General features: G+C 72.5%; 18 protein-coding genes. 7 read left to right on the top strand and 11 right to left on the bottom strand.

What is annotated here, in order from left to right:
• The first annotated feature begins 2 nt into the window (after positions 1-2).
• Positions 3-428, top strand: coding sequence for a nickel-type superoxide dismutase maturation protease (gene sodX / locus ACIQUT_RS24660; protein ID WP_403565681.1), 426 nt, complete (start codon positions 3-5; stop codon positions 426-428).
• On the opposite strand, the gene ACIQUT_RS24655 is transcribed toward sodX, so the two are convergent.
• On the bottom strand, positions 332-961 hold the full coding sequence (locus ACIQUT_RS24655) for a CGNR zinc finger domain-containing protein (RefSeq protein ID WP_403565680.1): 630 nt from the start codon (positions 959-961) through the stop codon (positions 332-334). The genes sodX and ACIQUT_RS24655 overlap by 97 nt on opposite strands.
• Before the next feature lie 82 nt (positions 962-1,043).
• On the opposite strand from ACIQUT_RS24655, the gene ACIQUT_RS24650 reads away from it, so the two are divergent.
• Positions 1,044-1,799, top strand: a complete 756-nt coding sequence (locus ACIQUT_RS24650) for a class I SAM-dependent methyltransferase (RefSeq protein ID WP_403565679.1) — start codon at positions 1,044-1,046, stop codon at positions 1,797-1,799.
• A gap of 129 nt (positions 1,800-1,928) precedes the next feature.
• Here ACIQUT_RS24650 and ACIQUT_RS24645 read toward each other — a convergent pair whose 3' ends face one another.
• From ACIQUT_RS24645 to ACIQUT_RS24635, 3 genes are read right to left on the bottom strand one after another with little or no spacing between them, the layout of a single operon-like run.
• Complete coding sequence (locus ACIQUT_RS24645) at positions 1,929-2,693, bottom strand: amino acid ABC transporter ATP-binding protein (protein WP_403565677.1); 765 nt, start codon at positions 2,691-2,693, stop codon at positions 1,929-1,931.
• Positions 2,693-3,634, bottom strand: coding sequence for an amino acid ABC transporter permease (locus ACIQUT_RS24640; RefSeq protein ID WP_403565675.1), 942 nt, complete (start codon positions 3,632-3,634; stop codon positions 2,693-2,695). The genes ACIQUT_RS24645 and ACIQUT_RS24640 overlap by 1 nt, the downstream gene beginning before the upstream one ends.
• A 58-nt stretch (positions 3,635-3,692) precedes the next feature.
• A complete protein-coding gene (locus ACIQUT_RS24635; RefSeq protein WP_403565673.1) occupies positions 3,693-4,655 on the bottom strand; it encodes an ABC transporter substrate-binding protein in 963 nt (320 codons plus the stop codon).
• A 524-nt stretch (positions 4,656-5,179) separates the two neighbouring features.
• Between ACIQUT_RS24635 and ACIQUT_RS24630 the strand changes: the two genes are divergently transcribed.
• The 4 genes from ACIQUT_RS24630 (at position 5,180) to ACIQUT_RS24615 (ending at position 8,659) form a co-directional block, all read left to right on the top strand.
• Complete coding sequence (locus tag ACIQUT_RS24630) at positions 5,180-6,382, top strand: NADP-dependent malic enzyme (protein ID WP_403565671.1); 1,203 nt, start codon at positions 5,180-5,182, stop codon at positions 6,380-6,382.
• A 480-nt stretch (positions 6,383-6,862) separates the two neighbouring features.
• The gene (locus ACIQUT_RS24625) at positions 6,863-7,825 is read left to right on the top strand and encodes a zinc-binding dehydrogenase (protein WP_403565669.1); all 963 of its coding nucleotides are present in this window, start codon (positions 6,863-6,865) and stop codon (positions 7,823-7,825) included.
• A 70-nt stretch (positions 7,826-7,895) separates the two neighbouring features.
• A complete protein-coding gene (locus ACIQUT_RS24620; protein WP_054220957.1) occupies positions 7,896-8,105 on the top strand; it encodes a helix-turn-helix domain-containing protein in 210 nt (69 codons plus the stop codon).
• Positions 8,105-8,659: a Clp protease N-terminal domain-containing protein gene (locus ACIQUT_RS24615; protein WP_403565667.1), complete on the top strand. Its 555-nt coding sequence runs from the start codon at positions 8,105-8,107 to the stop codon at positions 8,657-8,659. The genes ACIQUT_RS24620 and ACIQUT_RS24615 overlap by 1 nt, the downstream gene beginning before the upstream one ends.
• A 232-nt stretch (positions 8,660-8,891) precedes the next feature.
• Here the strand turns inward: ACIQUT_RS24615 and ACIQUT_RS24610 are convergent, their stop codons facing one another.
• The 3 genes from ACIQUT_RS24610 to ACIQUT_RS24600 all read right to left on the bottom strand — a co-directional run bounded on the left by ACIQUT_RS24610 (position 8,892) and on the right by ACIQUT_RS24600 (position 11,926).
• Positions 8,892-9,827 carry a helix-turn-helix transcriptional regulator gene (locus ACIQUT_RS24610; protein ID WP_403565666.1) on the bottom strand — a complete coding sequence of 312 codons (936 nt, stop codon included), beginning with the start codon at positions 9,825-9,827 and terminating at the stop codon, positions 8,892-8,894.
• 1 nt (position 9,828) lies between these two features.
• Positions 9,829-10,746, bottom strand: coding sequence for a DUF4097 family beta strand repeat-containing protein (locus ACIQUT_RS24605; protein ID WP_403565665.1), 918 nt, complete (start codon positions 10,744-10,746; stop codon positions 9,829-9,831).
• Positions 10,747-10,990: 244 nt separating this feature from the next.
• Positions 10,991-11,926 (bottom strand): LysR family transcriptional regulator, encoded by a 936-nt coding sequence (locus ACIQUT_RS24600; RefSeq protein ID WP_403565663.1) that lies wholly within the window; start codon positions 11,924-11,926, stop codon positions 10,991-10,993.
• 209 nt (positions 11,927-12,135) lie between these two features.
• On the opposite strand from ACIQUT_RS24600, the gene snpA reads away from it, so the two are divergent.
• Entirely contained in the window at positions 12,136-12,804 is a 669-nt protein-coding gene (gene snpA, locus ACIQUT_RS24595) for a snapalysin (RefSeq protein WP_403565661.1), read from the top strand.
• Positions 12,805-12,894: 90 nt separating this feature from the next.
• Here the strand turns inward: snpA and ACIQUT_RS24590 are convergent, their stop codons facing one another.
• From ACIQUT_RS24590 to ACIQUT_RS24575, 4 genes are all read right to left on the bottom strand, one after another.
• Positions 12,895-13,125 (bottom strand): hypothetical protein, encoded by a 231-nt coding sequence (locus ACIQUT_RS24590; protein ID WP_403565659.1) that lies wholly within the window; start codon positions 13,123-13,125, stop codon positions 12,895-12,897.
• Between the two features lie 85 nt (positions 13,126-13,210).
• Positions 13,211-13,795, bottom strand: a complete 585-nt coding sequence (locus tag ACIQUT_RS24585) for a dihydrofolate reductase family protein (RefSeq protein WP_403565657.1) — start codon at positions 13,793-13,795, stop codon at positions 13,211-13,213.
• Positions 13,796-13,865: 70 nt separating this feature from the next.
• Positions 13,866-14,474 carry a GNAT family N-acetyltransferase gene (locus ACIQUT_RS24580; RefSeq protein ID WP_403565655.1) on the bottom strand — a complete coding sequence of 203 codons (609 nt, stop codon included), beginning with the start codon at positions 14,472-14,474 and terminating at the stop codon, positions 13,866-13,868.
• Positions 14,475-14,836: 362 nt separating this feature from the next.
• A complete protein-coding gene (locus ACIQUT_RS24575) occupies positions 14,837-15,901 on the bottom strand; it encodes a family 2 encapsulin nanocompartment cargo protein polyprenyl transferase (protein ID WP_403565654.1) in 1,065 nt (354 codons plus the stop codon).
• Positions 15,902-15,906: the final 5 nt, after the last annotated feature.

Here is a 15,906-nt window from a genome sequence, read left to right as displayed (position 1 = left end):
GGATGGCGGGCAGAACGGCGGGCAGGGGCGGCTCCCGGTTCGAGGTGCTGGAGGTGGCGGGGCCGTCGATGGCGCCGACGCTGCTGCACGGCGACCGGCTGGTGGTTCGGTACGGGGCCGCCGTCCGGCCGGGTGACGTGGTGGTGCTGCGCCACCCGTTCCAGCAGGACCTGCTGGTGGTGAAGCGGGCGGTGGAGCGGCGGCCGGGCGGCTGGTGGGTGCTCGGGGACAACCCGTTCAACGAGACCGGCGACAGCACCGACTACGGGGCGGTGCCCGAGGACCTGGTGCTGGCGACGGCGGTGCTGCGGTTCCGGCCGCGCCCGGAGGATCAGAGTTCGCTGAGGGCGCGGCTGTCCTGGGCGGTCTCGGCGCTGCGGCCGCTGTGGGCGGACGCCTCGGCCTCCAGCCGCTTGCGGGCGCGGTAGGCGGCGACGTTCGCCCGGGTGGCGCAGCGGTCGGAGCAGTAGCGCCGGGAGCGGTTGGTGGAGGTGTCGAGGTAGGCGTTGCGGCAGGGCGGCGCCTGGCACAGGCCGAGGCGGTCGGGACCGTGCTCGGTGAGGTGGAACGCCAGGCCGAAGGAGGCGATGGCCGCGTAGCCGGCGGAGGCGTTCGAGGGGTGGTCGGCGAGGTGGATGTGCCACTTGGGGGTGCCGTCCTCGTCCAGGGTCTCGTGGCCGGAGACCTGGGGGCTGACCGGGAACTCCATGAGCAGGGAGTTGAGGAGGTCGACCGCGAGGACGTGGTCGCCGCCGTCGGCGGCCTCGAAGACGGCCCGCAGCCTGCCGCGGACGTTGCGGAAGCGGGTCACGTCGGTGTCGGTGACCCGGCGGGCCATCTGCGTGCTCGCGCCGAAGAGGGCGCGTACGGCCTCGACCGAGGTGAGCGTGTCCTTGTTGCGGGCCGGCTCCTCGGTGTTGACCAGGCGCACGGCGAAGTCCGAGTAATGGGCCAGTTCCACTTGTAGTCCTTACAGATGCGGATTAGGGTCTCGGGTAACAGCTGCTACGTATTCGAGGGTATTACGGGTGGAGGGTTTCGCGATGACGCGCACGACGACCGACTGGCAGGCCTGGCAGGACAGCTGGGACCGGCAGCAGGAGGCATACATGCCGGACCGCGAGGAGCGGTTCCGCGTGATGCTGGACATGCTGGAGGCGCTCGTCGGCCCCACCCCCCGGGTGCTGGATCTGGCGTGCGGTACGGGAAGTATTACGGACCGCGTCCTCAAGCGGTTCCCGGGAGCGACCGGTACGGGGGTGGATCTGGACCCGGCGCTGCTGACCATCGCCCGCGGCCACTTCGCCGGCGACGGGAGGGTCTCCTTCGTCGCCGCCGACCTCAAGGACCCCGGCTGGACCGCGGCGCTCCCCCACGGGACGTACGACGCGGTGCTGACGGCCACCGCGCTGCACTGGCTGCACGGCCCGCAGCTCGACGCCCTCTACCGGCAGCTCGCCCCGCTGGTCCGGGAGGGCGGGGTCTTCATGAACGCCGACCACATGCCCGACGCCTCGACCCCGCGGATCAACGAGGCCGACCGCGCCGTGCGGCACGCCGCCACGGACCGGGCCCGCGCGGCCGGAGCCCTGGACTGGGCCGAGTGGTGGGCGACGGCGGCCGCCGACCCGCTGCTCGCCGAGCCCACGAGGCGCCGCTACGAGATCTACGGCGAGCACGCCGACGGAGACACCCCCGACGTGGCCTGGCACGCGCGGACCCTGCGCGAGGCCGGCTTCGCCGAGGCGCGCGCGGTCTGGTGCTCCCCCTCCGACTCGCTGGTCCTCGGTCTGAAGTAGGAGCTTCCGGAAGAGGGCCGGGGCCCGAAAAACCCGGGAGGGGCGGTACGGGGATCCGTACCGCCCCTCCCGGGGTGCCGGGGTGCCGGGGTGCCGGGGTGCCGGGCGGCGGCCCGGCCGGCTTCCGGCTCAGAGCACCTTGGAGAGGAACGCCTTCGTCCGGTCGTGCTGCGGGTTGCCCAGCACGTCGCGCGGGTTGCCGGACTCGACCACGACGCCGCCGTCCATGAAGACGAGGTTGTCGCCGACCTCGCGGGCGAAGCCCATCTCGTGCGTGACCACGACCATGGTCATGCCCGACTCGGCCAGGTCCCGCATGACGTCGAGGACGTCGCCGACGAGCTCGGGGTCGAGCGCCGAGGTGGGCTCGTCGAAGAGCATCAGCTTCGGCTCCATGGCCAGCGCGCGGGCGATCGCCACACGCTGCTGCTGGCCGCCGGAGAGCTGGGAGGGGTAGTTCCCGCCCTTGTCGCCGAGGCCGACCCGGTCGAGCAGCTTGATGGCGCGCTCGCGGGCCACCGACTTGGACTCGCGCTTGACCATGACCGGCGCTTCCATGACGTTCTCGATGGCCGTCATGTGCGGGAAGAGGTTGAAGCGCTGGAAGACCATGCCGATGTCCCGGCGCTGGGCCGCGACCTCGCTGTCCTTCAGCTCGTAGAGCTTGTCGCCCTTCTGGCGGTAGCCGACGAGCTGGCCGTCGACGTACAGCTTGCCGCCGTTGACCTTCTCCAGGTGGTTGATGCACCGGAGGAAGGTCGACTTGCCGGAGCCCGAGGGGCCGATCAGGCAGAACACCTCACGCGGGGCGACCTCCAGGTCGATGCCCTTGAGGATGTGCGCAGCGCCGTAGGACTTGTGGACGCCCTCGGCCTTCACCATGGCAGTCGTCATCAGGCCACCGCCTTGCGGTTCGAGAAGCGGGAGAGGTTCGCCTTGAGCTTCTGCCACGGCGTGGGCGGCAGGGTGCGCAGGGCACCTCGGGCGTAGTGCCGCTCCAGGTAGTACTGGCCGATCGAGAAGACGCTCGTCAGGGCCAGGTACCAGATCGAGGCGACGAAGAACATCTCCATGACCGCGAACGAGGTGGACGCGATGTCCTGGGCGGCCCGCAGCAGGTCGAAGTACTGCACGGCCACGACCAGCGACGAGGTCTTCAGCATGTTGATGAACTCGTTGCCCGTCGGCGGGACGATCACGCGCATGGCCTGCGGCAGGACCACGCGGCGCATGGTCTGCGTCTGGGTCATGCCCAGGGCGTGCGAGGCCTCGGTCTGGCCCTCGTCGACGGACTGGATGCCGGCGCGGACGATCTCCGCCATGTACGCGCCCTCGTTCAGGCCGAGGCCCAGCAGGGCGGCCAGGAACGGCGTCATGACCTGGGTCATCTCGTCCTTGTAGAACCCGATGTTCAGGATCGGGAAGATCAGGGCGAGGTTGAACCAGATGAGGAGCTGGACGTACACCGGGGTACCGCGGAAGAACCAGATGTAGAACCAGGCGATGGTGCTGGTCACGGGGTTCTTCGAGAGCCGCATCACCGCGAAGACGACACCGAGGACCAGGCCCAGAGCCATCGAGGTGACGCTGATCCAGATGGTGTTGCCGACACCCTTGATGATCGTGGGGTCGAACAGCTTCTCGGGCACGGTGGCCCAGCGCACATTGCCCTGGGAGAAGGCGTAGATGAGCGCCGCAGCGAGCGCGAGGACGACCACGGCGCTGATCCACCGGCCGTAGTGGCGCACCGGGATGGCGCGGATCGCCTCGTGGGGGACGGCCCCGGCCGGCGGGTTGTCCGCCGGGCCGGAGGCCTTGTCGAGCTTGTCAGTCACAGTGACTGCCCTTCGATGGTGCAAGGAGAACGAAGTACGAGGGGAGTACTCCGCGGGGTCACTGGCCGGCGTTGACCTTGGCCTCGGTCACGGCGCCGGAGCCCGCGTTCCACTTGTCCAGGGCGGCCTTGTAGGTGCCGTCCTTGATGATCGCGTCCAGTGCTTCCTTCAGCGCGTCGCGCAGCTGGGTGTTCTTCTTGTCCACGGCGATGCCGAAGAGGCCGGCGTCGGTCGGGTCGGCGATCGCCTCGAAGTCGTTGCCGCCGCCCGCGGTCTTCGCGATGTACGCGGCGACCGGGGAGTCGTTCAGGTCGGCGGCGGCGCCGCCGGCCTTCACGCGGGTCTGGGCCTCGGCGTCGGTCGGGAAGGACTCGATCGAGAGCTCGCCCTTGCCCTCCGCCTTGCACTTCTCGGCCAGGTCCTTGGCGGCCTGCTCGTAGGTGGTGCCGCGCTGGACGGCGACCTTCTTGCCGCACAGGTCGGCGAGGGTCTTGAGGCCCTCCGGGTTGCCCTTCTTGACGAGCAGGGCGGTGGAGGAGGAGAAGTAGTCGACGAAGTCGACACCCGCACCGGTCTTGTTGCCCTTGTCGTCCAGGCCCTCCTGGCGGGCCTTGGTGTCGCTCAGCGAGGACATGACCACATCGCTGCGGCCGGTCTGCATGCTGCCGATCAGGGTGTCGAAGGTGCCGGACTCGAACTTGAACTGCACGCCGAGCTGCTTGGTCAGCGCCGCCGCCACGTCCGGGTCCACACCGACGATCTTGCCGCCCTCGGTGAACTCCATCGGGGCGTAGGTCGCGTCCGTGCCGACCTTGATCACGCCCGCGTCCTGGATCTTCTTCGGCAGCTTGGCGAAGAGCGGGGCGGAGCTGTTCGCGGCCTGGCCCGACGGGGCCGTGGAGGCCTTGTCGGTCTGGTCACCGCAACCGGTCAGGATCAGGGCGCCGGCGACCGCGATCGCGCCGACCGCGGCAATCCGGGACCTGGCGGCGGTCGTACGACGGGTGGTGCTTGCGGTCATGAGCTGGTTCCTCCGGCTGACTGGGGAAAGCAAGCGAGAGCGGTCGGGCACGCATCTTCGAGTGTCGCGACCTCGTGTGAATCCGCATCTTGCCATTCGGACTGACGCATTCAGGCAGTTCGTCAGGTCAAAATCGGATAACGGGTGTCCCGGAGTGTCCAACTTGCCTGCGGGAAGCACGCCCGTGGACCGAAGGAACGGCTGTGACCAGGCCTTTTTGATGGACTATTTGCGGTACGTCTCGCCAATTGGACAGACCCGTTTGGACCTTTCGCCGAAATCGGGACAAGAGACCTCCAGTCCCGTGGGAAGCGACTCGTCTGGGTGAGTGTTCTTCGGGTACAACGGATCCTTACACCCCTCATCCGGGGCTCAGGGCGCGCGTGCGGCGCGCCCCGCGCGTACGAGCCTCCCCTTCGCGGAGACGGGCCAACCGTCGATGCGGAGTACGTACGCGGTGCCCGCCCACCCCTTAACCAGGAGTGGCCACCCTCATCGACAGAAGACTTAAGGGGTCTAGAACAGTGGCAGCGGAGATCGTCAATCCTCGCAGCGACAGCGATACGGACAACAACCCGGACGCGGTGTTCGCACTGCACCGGGGCGGCAAGATGGCCATCCAGGCCACCGTGCCGGTCCAGAACAAGGACGACCTGTCCCTCGCCTACACGCCCGGCGTGGCAAAGGTCTGCACCGCGATCGCGGAGCAGCCCGAGCTGGTGAACGAATACACCTGGAAGTCCAACGTGGTCGCCGTCGTCACCGACGGCACGGCCGTGCTCGGACTCGGCGACATCGGGCCCGAGGCCTCCCTTCCCGTGATGGAAGGCAAGGCCATCCTCTTCAAGCAGTTCGGTGGTGTGGACGCGGTTCCGATCGCGCTCGCCACCAAGGACACGGACGAGATCGTCGAGACGGTCGTCCGCCTCGCACCCTCCTTCGGGGGGGTGAACCTGGAGGACATCTCGGCGCCGCGCTGCTTCGAGATCGAGCGCCGCCTCCAGGAGGCGCTCGACATCCCGATCTTCCACGACGACCAGCACGGCACGGCCATCGTGACGCTGGCCGCCCTGCGCAACGCCGCCAAGCTCACCGGGCGCACGCTCGGCGACCTGCGCGCCGTGATCTCGGGCTCGGGCGCGGCGGGCATCGCCATCGCCAAGATCCTCGTGGACGCGGGCATCGGCGACGTGTGCGTCACCGACCGCAAGGGCGTCGTGTCCGCCGACCGGGGCGACCTGACGGACGTCAAGGCCGAGATCGCGGGCCTGACCAACACGTCCGGGATCACCGGTTCGCTGGAGCAGGCACTGGCCGGCGCGGACGTGTTCATCGGCGTCTCGGGCGGCACGGTGCCCGAGGAGGCCGTGGCCTCGATGGCGAAGGACGCCTTCGTCTTCGCCATGGCCAACCCGAACCCGGAGGTCCACCCGGACGTCGCGCACAAGTACGCGGCGGTCGTGGCCACGGGCCGGTCGGACTACCCGAACCAGATCAACAACGTGCTGGCCTTCCCGGGCATCTTCGCGGGCGCCCTGAAGGTCCGTGCCGGCCGGATCACCGAAGGCATGAAGATCGCCGCCGCCGACGCCATCGCCGGCGTCGTGGGTGACGAGCTCGCCGCCGACTACGTGATCCCGTCGCCGTTCGACGAGCGGGTCGCCGACGCGGTGGCGGCCGCGGTGGCGGCCGCGGCCAAGGCCGACGGCGTGGCCCGCCTGGGCTGATCGGTACCGCTGTGCGTGAAGGGGCCCGGCCGGAGTGATCCGGCCGGGCCCCTTCACGTGCGGGCCCACCCGCGGGCGCACCCTCCCCGCCCCCGAACCGGGAGGGGTCGCGCCGCGTCGGCGAGTCGTGCGAGGCAAGCCTCGGAAGAGGAGGAACAGCAGATGTCAGGCTCATGACCAGCCACTGTCCGGCCTGAATACTACCCCTCCCCCTGGCCTGATCTTGCCGTTCCGCTTATCGCTGTCGGCAAGCCAAGACCGCAGGTACAGCCCGTAGTTGAGTGCATGACGGACAGTTCCGTTCATGATCCCGGCACCGACCGTTCACCACCGTCCTGGACGCAGCGGAACGCCGTCCCGGTTCCCGGCTGCAGCCTCCCCGTTCCGCCCTTTCCGGGGGCGGCCGGTGCGACGAAGACCTCACCCGCCGGACGCCCGTCAGGGCTGGCCCGCCGGACTACCGGACGGTAGCGTCGCCGCATGTTCGCTGCCTACGCCGCCCGAATCGACCGTGACCAGCCGCTGAGCGGCCTTGAGCTGGGCGAGCGCCCGGCCCCCGAGGCCCGCCCCGGCTGGGTGACCGTGAACGTCAAGGCCGCCTCCCTCAACCACCACGACCTCTGGTCGCTGCGCGGGGTCGGCCTCGGCGAGGACAAACTCCCGATGATCCTCGGCTGCGACGCCGCCGGCATCGACCAGGACGGCAACGAGGTCGTCCTGCACTCCGTGATCGGCCAGAGCGGGCACGGCGTCGGCCCGGACGAGCCCCGGTCCATCCTGACCGAGCGCTACCAGGGCACGTTCGCCGAGCAGGTGACCGTCCCCGCCTGGAACGTGCTGCGCAAGCCCGCCGAGCTGACCTTCGAGGAGGCCGCCTGCCTGCCGACGGCCTGGCTGACGGCGTACCGGATGCTCTTCACCAACGCGGGCGTACGGCCCGGCGACTCGGTACTGGTCCAGGGCGCGGGCGGCGGGGTCGCCACCGCGGCGATCGCCCTGGGCAAGGCGGCGGGCCTGCGGGTCTTCGCGACCAGCCGTGACGAGGCCAAGCGCAAGCGGGCCGTGGAGCTGGGCGCCGTGGAGGCCTTCGAGCCGGGCGCGCGGCTGCCGCACCGGGTGGACGCGGTGATCGAGACGGTCGGCGCGGCCACCTGGTCGCACTCGGTCAAGTCCCTGCGCCCGGGCGGCACGCTGGTCATCTCGGGCGCGACCAGCGGCGACCGCCCGGCGCACGCCGAGCTGACCCGGATCTTCTTCCTGGAGCTCAAGGTGGTCGGCTCGACGATGGGCTCCAAGGACGAGCTGGAGGACCTGCTGTCGTTCTGCGCGGCGACCGGGCTGCGGCCGGTGATCGACGAGGTGCTGCCGCTGGACCGGGCCCGGGAGGGCTTCGAGAAGCTCGCGTCGGGCGACCTCTTCGGCAAGGTCGTGCTGACCGTGTAACCGCGGGAGCCGCACACCCGTCCGTCAATGTAGGTTGACACCCTGGGGGCGTCAACCTACATTGACATGCATGACCGAAGCCACCGATCTCGCCGAGCGGGCCGGCGACCGCGACCCCCGTGTGGGCCTGCGCGCCGTCGCCGCGCTCCGGCGACTGCTGGAGCAGCTGGAAGCCGTACAGGTGCGCAGTGCCCGCGCACAGGGGTGGTCCTGGCAGGAGATCGCGGCCGAGCTGGGCGTCAGCCGGCAGGCCGTGCACAAGAAACACGGGAGGGCCTGATGTTCGAACGCTTCACGCGGGACGCCCGGGACGTCGTGACCGGCGCCGTGTCCGAGGCCCGGCGGTCCGGGGACACCACCGTCACCGAGGAGCACCTGCTGCGGGCGCTGCTGGAGCAGGGCGCCCTGGACCCCCTCGGCGTGGACCGGGCCGCCGTGGCCGCGGACCTGGCGGCGGCCCGGCGCCGGGGCGGCATGACCCGGGCCGACGAGGAGGCCCTCGCCGGCCTCGGGATCGACCTCACGGAGATCGTCTCCCGCGTCGAGGAGGTCCACGGGGCGGGCGCCCTGGCCTCGGCCGCACCGCGGCGCCGGACCCTGGGGTCCTCGCTGCGCTCGGCCCTCGGCCGCCCCGAGCCGGCGCGGCGCCACGTCCCCTTCGGCGAGGGCGCCAAGAAGACCCTCGAACAGTCCCTGCGCATCGCGCTCGGCCGCCGCGAGAACCACATCACCGCCCTGCACCTACTGCTCGCCCTGCTCTCCCGGCCGGGCACGACGGCCGAGGTACTGGCCGACCACGGCATCACCTACGCGGCAGCGGAGACAACCCCGTAGGAACGCGGGTATCTACGCGACCCGCCGGGGGCGCCCCGCAGGGGCGCGGGGAACTGCGCGACCAGCCCCCACCGACCCGCGGTGCCACAACCGGCCTTCCGCCCGAGCTCTCAGGCGGAGGCGGACCCGGCCGCCTGAGCGGGGACCGGGGCGCGCCGGGAACGCCCCGCAGGGGCGCGGGGAACTGCGCGACGAGCCCCCACCGGCCCGCGGTGCCACAACCGGCCGAGCGCTAGCGAACCGGCTTCAGGACGGCCGCGATGCGGTCCGCCGCGGCGGCCAGGTGGGCCCGGGCCTCGGCCAGCTGGTCTCCGGTGACGCCGTGGTCGCGGGCCGCGTCGCGGACGTCGTCGCGGAAGCGGTCCAGGAGCCGGTCGAGGTCGCGGGCCGGGTCGCCGGTGGGCGCGAGGTCCTCGGCCCAGCGCGGGTGCGGGCCGGCGGCCGCGGCGCCGCCGGTGTCCGCGGTGGCGGTGGGCGCGGCCGTGCCGGACGGGCCGGATGCGCCGGACGGGTTGCCCGCAGCGCCGCCGAGCCAGCTTCCGGCCAGCGTGCCGAGGACCCCGCCGGACTTCGCGAACTGCTCCTGGAGCTGGCTCGCGATCCGCATGACCTCCTCGCGGGCCCGCTCCTGCGCCTCCTTGGCCTGGCGGCGGGCCTGCTGGGCCTCTTCGCGGGCCCGGCGGCTCTCGTCCTTCGCCCGGCGGGCCTGCTCCTTCCACTCCTGTCTGGCCCGGCGCAGCTCCTCCTTGGCCGCCGTCCAGGACTCGTCCTCCACATGGGTCTCCGATGCGGACGCCGCCGCCCGCATTTCGCGCCGCAGGGCGCCGGCCGCGCCGCGCACGTCGTCGCGGATCTCGGCGGCCAGCTCGGACACCGAGTCGCGGATCTCCAGCTCCAGGTCGGCGAGCTCGCCGCCGCGGTCGGCCAGCTCGGCGCGGCCGGCGTCGGTGATGGAGTACACCTTCCGCCCGCCCTCGGTGGCGTGCGTGACCAGCCCTTCGGCCTCCAGCTTGGCCAGGCGCGGGTACACCGTGCCCGCGGAGGGCGCGTACAGGCCCTGGAAGCGCTCCTCCAGCAGGCGGATCACCTCGTAGCCGTGGCGCGGGGCCTCGTCCAGGAGCTTGAGCAGGTAGAGGCGGAGGCGTCCGTGGGCGAAGACGGGCGGCATGTCAGAGCACCTTCTTGTCGAGCGCGAGGGGGGCGGCGGGCGCGTCGGCGGGCGGACGGCGCAGCAGGGCGATGGAGCCCGAGACGGTGGTGGCCCGCAGGCTGCCGGTGCCCGCGCCCAGGGTTCCGGTGATCCGCTTGGCGCTCATCTGGCCGGAGACCCGCAGGTCCTCGAAGGCGTTGGAGACGCCGCCGGTGGCGGTGTTGGCCTCCACCCGCGCGTCGGCGGGGTGCGGGAGGCGGATCGCGACCTGGCCGGAGACGGAGTTCAGGGCGATGTCCACGCCGCCGGGCGCGGCGGGGTCGGCGTCAAGGTCGATCAGCATGTCGCCGCTGACCGAGTCGGCCCGTACGGTCAGGCCCGCGCCGTCGACCACGGTCAGTCCGCCGGAGACGGAGCGGAAGCCGAGCTCGCCGGTGACGGACTGGGCCTCGACGTTGCCGGAGACGGTGTGCGCGGAGGTCCGGCCGGACAGCCCGACGAGGGTGGCGTCCCCGGAGACGCCGTTGACGTCGGTGCCGCCGCGGATGCCGGAGACCACGGCGGCGGCGCTGACGGCGGCCAGGCGCACGCGGGTGCCGGCGGGGACGGTGAGGGTGACGGCGGCGCTGCGCTCCCAGGCCTTGCGGCCCTCCTCGTTGGAGCCGGTCCAGGCCTTCCAGGGCTTGGATTCGAACCACTTCTTGAAGCCCTGCGAGCCGTTCCAGGGCAGGTCCTCGTAGGAGACGGTGAGGGTGCCGCCCTCCTGGACCACGTACAGCGGCGGGCCGTCGATCGCGGTCGCCTCCAGGCGGGCCGGGCCCTCGTCGGCGACGACGTTGACCGTGCCGCCGACGAGGCGGACGCGCAGCTCGGTCACCGGCTCGTCGAAGGCGAGCTTCTGCGGATCGCCCACCGACCACGTCTTCTGCTCTGTCATGGCGTCGCTCCTCCTCTGCGTACGGACACGCTGGGCGTCCGGACACGGCCACGCAACATATCGCGTCTTCTGGATAACACGATATATCGCGGTCGGGTGAAGTCAAGACTGTGCCGCGTGTCCGCGGCATGCCGAAGGGCCCGCGCGCCGGTCCGCGGCGACGGGCAGGGGGCGGGCGCGGGGCAGCGGCGGGGGCGGTGTCCCCGAAGGGCGGCCGTTCGCGGAGGCGGGGCCGGCAGGCGGGCTAGGAGGCGGCCAGCAGGGGGCTCGCGTGGTGGTGCAGCCAGGCCCGGTACGGCGGGGCGTTCAGGGCGGCCTCGCGGTAGGCGGCGCGGAGGTCCTCGTAGGCCTCGGCGTGCTCGCCGGGCCGGGTCGCCAGCAGCAGCCGGACGGCCAGGGGGTCACCGGCCAGGGGCCGGATCGCCATGTCGGTGCGCGGCCCCGAGGTCGGCTGGCAGGGGGCGACGGCCTCGCCGGAGACGATCAGCGAGGCAGCGGTGTGGTAGTCGGCGTGCAGCACGGGCGGGTCGACCCCGGCCCCGGCGAACACCCGCCGCAGGCCGTCCCACTCACCGTCGACCGAGGGGTCGACGGTCCACCGGTCCTCGGCGAGGTCCCGCAGCTCGACCACCGGCCGGGCGGCCGCCGGGTGGTCCAGGGACATCGACACGAACTGCGGCTCCCGCTCCATGAGGACCCGCATCTCCAGGCCGGGCGGCACCCGCAGCGGGCTGCCCTCCACCTCGTGGACGAACGCCACGTCCAGCTGGCCCGAGGCGACCATCCGCAGCAGGGCGTGCGGGGAGCCGTCCACGACCAGCGAGGTCTCGGTGTCGGGCCACCGCCGGTGCAGCCGGCGCAGCCAGCCGGGCAGGGCGCGGCTGGCGGTCGAGCCGAGGCGCAGCCGCGGGCCGCGGGCCATGGCCTGGGCCTCGGCGACGAGGGCGGCCATGCCGTCGACGAGCGGGCGGGCCCGGCCGAGGACGGTGCGGCCGAAAGGCGTGGGGCGACATCCGGTCCGTTCCCGCAGGAACAGCTCCCCGTCCAGGGCTCGTTCGATACGGCGCAGCTGGGTCGTCAGGGAGGGCTGGCTCACGCCGAGCTGCCGCGCCGCCTTGTGCAGGCTGCCGGCGTCGGCGATGGCGCACAGTGCGCGCAGGTGCCTCACCTCGAGCTCCATGTCCCGAGGGTAGGGCGGCCCCTGCGCACTTCACCAGCCACTAATACCCCCTAGAATCCCGCCATTCTCAAGGAAGTTGGCCTGTCGACACCCTCCCGATAGGGCGGCGTTATCGCTGGCTGACATCATCCGCCCGCCCCTCCGGCTCCCGCAGACTCCGGTACCGAACGACCCACCCCCCGCACCGGATTGAGTAGGAGCCCCCCCACATGCGCCACTCCCGTATGCCCCGAAAGAGCCTGCCGGCAGCCGTCGTCGGCCTGGCCCTCGCCGCCGCCCTCGGCGGTGTCGCCCCCACCGCCACCGCCGCGTCCGCCCCGGCCGGCAGCGCCGAGACCTACGCCGCGTACGAGCGCTCGCAGGAGAACCAGGCCGCCAACAAGGCGTTCTTCGAGGCCGTGCAGCGCTCGGTGGCCGAGCAGCGCGCCGCGAACCCGGGCGCCCTGGCCGTGACCGTCACGTACAACACCCGCAACGCGCCGAGCTTCCGCTCGCAGATCTCCCGCTCCACGCAGATATGGAACAGCTCGGTGTCGAACGTGAAGCTCCAGGAGGTCTCCTCCGGCGGGAACTTCGCGTACTACGAGGGCAACGACTCGCGGGGCTCGTACGCGAGCACCGACGGGCACGGCCGCGGCTACATCTTCCTGGACTACCGCCAGAACCAGCAGTACAACTCCACCCGCGTGACCGCGCACGAGACCGGCCACGTGCTGGGCCTGCCCGACCACTACTCGGGCCCCTGCTCCGAGCTGATGTCGGGCGGTGGGCCGGGCACCTCGTGCACCAACGCCTACCCGAACGGCGCCGAGCGCTCCCGGGTCAACCAGCTGTGGGCCAACGGGTTCGCCGCCTCGGGCCTGGGCGCGAAGGGCTGACGCCCGGCAGCACGAAGCGGGGGCCGCCTCCCGGGTCCTTCCGGGACCTTCCGGACTTCCGGGACGGCGGCACCCTGCACCGGCCCGGGGCTAGGTCAGACTGCCGGCCTCGGGCGCGTACTCCGGGCAGTCCGGGTTCCGGCAGGGGCCCGGCACCCATTCCGGGATGAAGATCCCGAGCGCTTTGCGCCGCCGGACGAGCGTGTCGACGGGGCGCCCGCAGGCCTGGCACGTGCGCTGCTCGTGCCCGGCGTGCGGGGCGACCACCGCGGGCGTGTGCGGCGGCGGGTGGCGCTCGGAGTGTCGCTGTTCACCGGCCATACCTCCACGGTAGGCCGGTTCCGCGCGTTCGGCGGGCCCGCGGGGTCGCGGGCCCGCCGGTCCGCCGGTCCGCCGGTCCGCGGGTTCAGCGCTTGCGCGCGTACGTGGCGATCGTCTGGCCGCCGCCGTAGGCCGTGAAGCCGGTCAGCTCCAGCGCCCGCAGCCCGAAGCCGGCGCGGGACATCGGCATGCCGGAACCGAGGAACACCGGGTAGGTCTTGACGACGAACTCGTCGATCTCCTCGACCAGCTGCCCGGCCAGGTCGGCGCCGCCGCAGAGCCAGATGCCGAGGCCCGGCTCCTCCTTCAGCTCGCGCACCCGCGCCACGATGTCGCCGCTGATCACCTTCACCGCAGGGTCGGGCGCGGTGGCGAGCGACCGGGAGACCACGTACTGGTCGAGGTGCGCGTACGGGCTGGTGAACCCGACCTTGAGCCCCGGTTCGTAGGTGCCGCGTCCCATCACGACGGTGTCGAAGTGGCGGGCCCGGAAGTCCTCGGGGATGCCGAACATCGCGTGGGCGGGCGTGGGCAGGGTCTCGGGGTACTCCGCCGCGAGGGCGGCCGTGTACTCGGGGTCCAGCCACTGGTTGAGGAAGTCGGCATCGCCGTCCGCGGCTCCGATGAAGCCGTCGACGGACGTGGCGATGAAGTACGTGAGCTTGCGCAAGCGGGTCTCTTTCGTCGGTGGGTGCCACCGCTCCGGGGCACGTCAAACAAAGTACTCCACCCGGAGTGGTTCAGGCAAGGGGCTGCGGCTTGCGCCACATCGGCCACATCGGCGGCCCGTCCGGAAGCCGCACCGCCTCGCCCGTGAACTCCCAGCCCAGCCGCTCGTACAGGCGCATGCTGCGCTCGCTGCTCGCCTCCAGGTACGCCGGTACGCCCTCCCGGTCGCAGCGCTCCAGGACCGGCCGCATCAACCCGGCCCCCAGGCCCTCGCCCTGCCGCCCCGGGGCGACCGCGATCATCAGCAGGTACTCGTGCTCCTCGGACGTCGGGTGCACCGCCCCCGTGAGCCGGCCGACCAGCTCGCACCGCTCGTTGTCCGGGTCCGCCGCCGCGCGCATGCGGGCCGGGACGTCGTCCTCGGCGGCCCCGTCCTCCGGCTCCCCCGCCGGGACCCGCAGCCACAGGGCCGCCGCCGAGCCGTCCGCGGCGTAGTCGATCCGGCCCTCCTCCAGCGCCACGTCGACGAAGACCCCGAGGAAGGCGCCGTGCACGGCGGCCCGGTGCTCCGGGTCGGGGAAGACCCAGCTGCTCACCGGGTCCTCGCGGAACGCCTCGTCGAGCAGCCGCGCCACCGCGTCCCGGTCCGCCTGGTCCGCCCGGCGTATCTCCAGCACCACTGGTCACACCCTTCGCTCACGCGTCAACAACCGCAGGCGATCCTAGAGTTGGGCCACGACGACAGAAAGCCCTGTTCCGGCACCGCATGGTGCCGGAACAGGGCTTGCGCCCCGCAGGGGGCGCGGCAAACTACGCGACACGGGCCCGGTCGCGCCCCGCAAGGGGCGCGGGGAACTGCGCGCCCAGCCCCCACCGGCCCGCGGGGAACTGTGCGACGCGAGCCCGATCGTGCCCCGCAGGGGCGCGGGGAACTGCGCAACGCGGGCTCGGTCGTGCCCCGTAGGGGCGCGGGGAACTGCGCGATCAACCCCCACCGGCCCGCGGTGTCATGACCGGCCCCCCGCGGAGCGCAAAGGCGGGTTCACCGGGTCCGGCGCGTGACGAACTCCGCCAGCGCCAGCAGCCCGCCCGCCGCCCCGAGGTCCGGGACCGCCCGGGACAGCTGCTGGACCGCCCGGCCCATCCGGTCCGCCGCATGGGCCTGCGCCCAGTCCCGCCCGCCGGCCCGCTCCACGGCGTCCGCGGCGCGCCGTACGTCGTCCCCGGCCATGGGGCCCGCGTACAGGGCGGCCAGCTCCTCGCCCGCCGCGGTGCCCGAGGTGAGGGCGGCCACGACCGGGAGGGACTTCTTGCGGGCGATCAGGTCGGCCCCGGCGGGCTTGCCCGTGTGCCCCGGGTCGCCCCAGATGCCGAGCAGGTCGTCGATCAGCTGGAAGGCCAGGCCGGCCTCCCGGCCGAAGGCGTCCAGCGCCTCGACCTCGTCCGGCCCGGCGCCGGCGTACAGCGCGCCGAGCGCGCAGGCGCAGCCCAGCAGCGCCCCGGTCTTGGCCGTGGCCATGGCCAGGCACTCGTCGAGCGAGACGTGCGGCCGCTGTTCGAAGGCGCAGTCGGCCTGCTGGCCCGCGCACAGCTCGATCACGCAGGACGCGAGCCGCGCGGAGGCGGCCGCCGCGGCGGGGTGCGGGTCCTGCACCAGCAGCCGCAGCGCGAGGGCGGCCATCGCGTCGCCCGTGATGACCGCGTCCGGCAGCCCGAACACGGTCCAGGCCGTGGCCCGGCCGCGCCGCGTCACGTCCTCGTCGATGACGTCGTCGTGCAGCAGCGTGAAGTTGTGCGCCAGCTCCACGGCCGCCGCGGCCCGCACCGCGCCCTCGGGCACACCGCCGGCCGGCCCGTCCCCGCCGCCGCTCAGGGCCCGGGCCGCGGCGAGCACCAGGGCCGGCCGGATGGCCTTGCCCGCGCTGCCCGCGGCCGGGCTTCCGTCCGCGTGCTCCCATCCGAAGTGGTACATGGCCACGCGGCGCATGGGGCCGGGCAGGCCCTCCAGCGCCCGGCGCAGCTCCGGATCGACCGCCTCCCGTGCCCGCTCCAGCAGGGCCGCGGCCTCCTGCCCCTCGCCGGTCGTGATCGCCTCAGTGGTACCCATGACTG

This window comes from Streptomyces sp. NPDC090445, assembly GCF_044769385.1.
Lineage (GTDB): Bacteria > Actinomycetota > Actinomycetes > Streptomycetales > Streptomycetaceae > Streptomyces.
The sequence above is the reverse complement of the archived record's forward strand: the minus strand, read 5'-3'. Positions and strand labels throughout refer to the sequence as shown.

Bases quoted from the DNA above. Each gene is read 5' to 3' on its own strand.
- sodX (WP_403565681.1), top strand. From the start codon at position 3: ATGGCGGGCAGAACGGCGGGCAGGGGCGGCTCCCGGTTCGAGGTGCTG.
- ACIQUT_RS24650 (WP_403565679.1), top strand. From the start codon at position 1,044: ATGACGCGCACGACGACCGACTGGCAGGCCTGGCAGGACAGCTGGGAC.
- ACIQUT_RS24645 (WP_403565677.1), bottom strand. From the start codon at position 2,693: ATGACGACTGCCATGGTGAAGGCCGAGGGCGTCCACAAGTCCTACGGC.
- ACIQUT_RS24635 (WP_403565673.1), bottom strand. From the start codon at position 4,655: ATGACCGCAAGCACCACCCGTCGTACGACCGCCGCCAGGTCCCGGATT.
- ACIQUT_RS24625 (WP_403565669.1), top strand. From the start codon at position 6,863: ATGTTCGCTGCCTACGCCGCCCGAATCGACCGTGACCAGCCGCTGAGC.
- ACIQUT_RS24620 (WP_054220957.1), top strand. From the start codon at position 7,896: ATGACCGAAGCCACCGATCTCGCCGAGCGGGCCGGCGACCGCGACCCC.
- ACIQUT_RS24615 (WP_403565667.1), top strand. From the start codon at position 8,105: ATGTTCGAACGCTTCACGCGGGACGCCCGGGACGTCGTGACCGGCGCC.
- ACIQUT_RS24610 (WP_403565666.1), bottom strand. From the start codon at position 9,827: ATGCCGCCCGTCTTCGCCCACGGACGCCTCCGCCTCTACCTGCTCAAG.
- ACIQUT_RS24605 (WP_403565665.1), bottom strand. From the start codon at position 10,746: ATGACAGAGCAGAAGACGTGGTCGGTGGGCGATCCGCAGAAGCTCGCC.
- ACIQUT_RS24600 (WP_403565663.1), bottom strand. From the start codon at position 11,926: ATGGAGCTCGAGGTGAGGCACCTGCGCGCACTGTGCGCCATCGCCGAC.
- snpA (WP_403565661.1), top strand. From the start codon at position 12,136: ATGCGCCACTCCCGTATGCCCCGAAAGAGCCTGCCGGCAGCCGTCGTC.
- ACIQUT_RS24590 (WP_403565659.1), bottom strand. From the start codon at position 13,125: ATGGCCGGTGAACAGCGACACTCCGAGCGCCACCCGCCGCCGCACACG.
- ACIQUT_RS24575 (WP_403565654.1), bottom strand. From the start codon at position 15,901: ATGGGTACCACTGAGGCGATCACGACCGGCGAGGGGCAGGAGGCCGCG.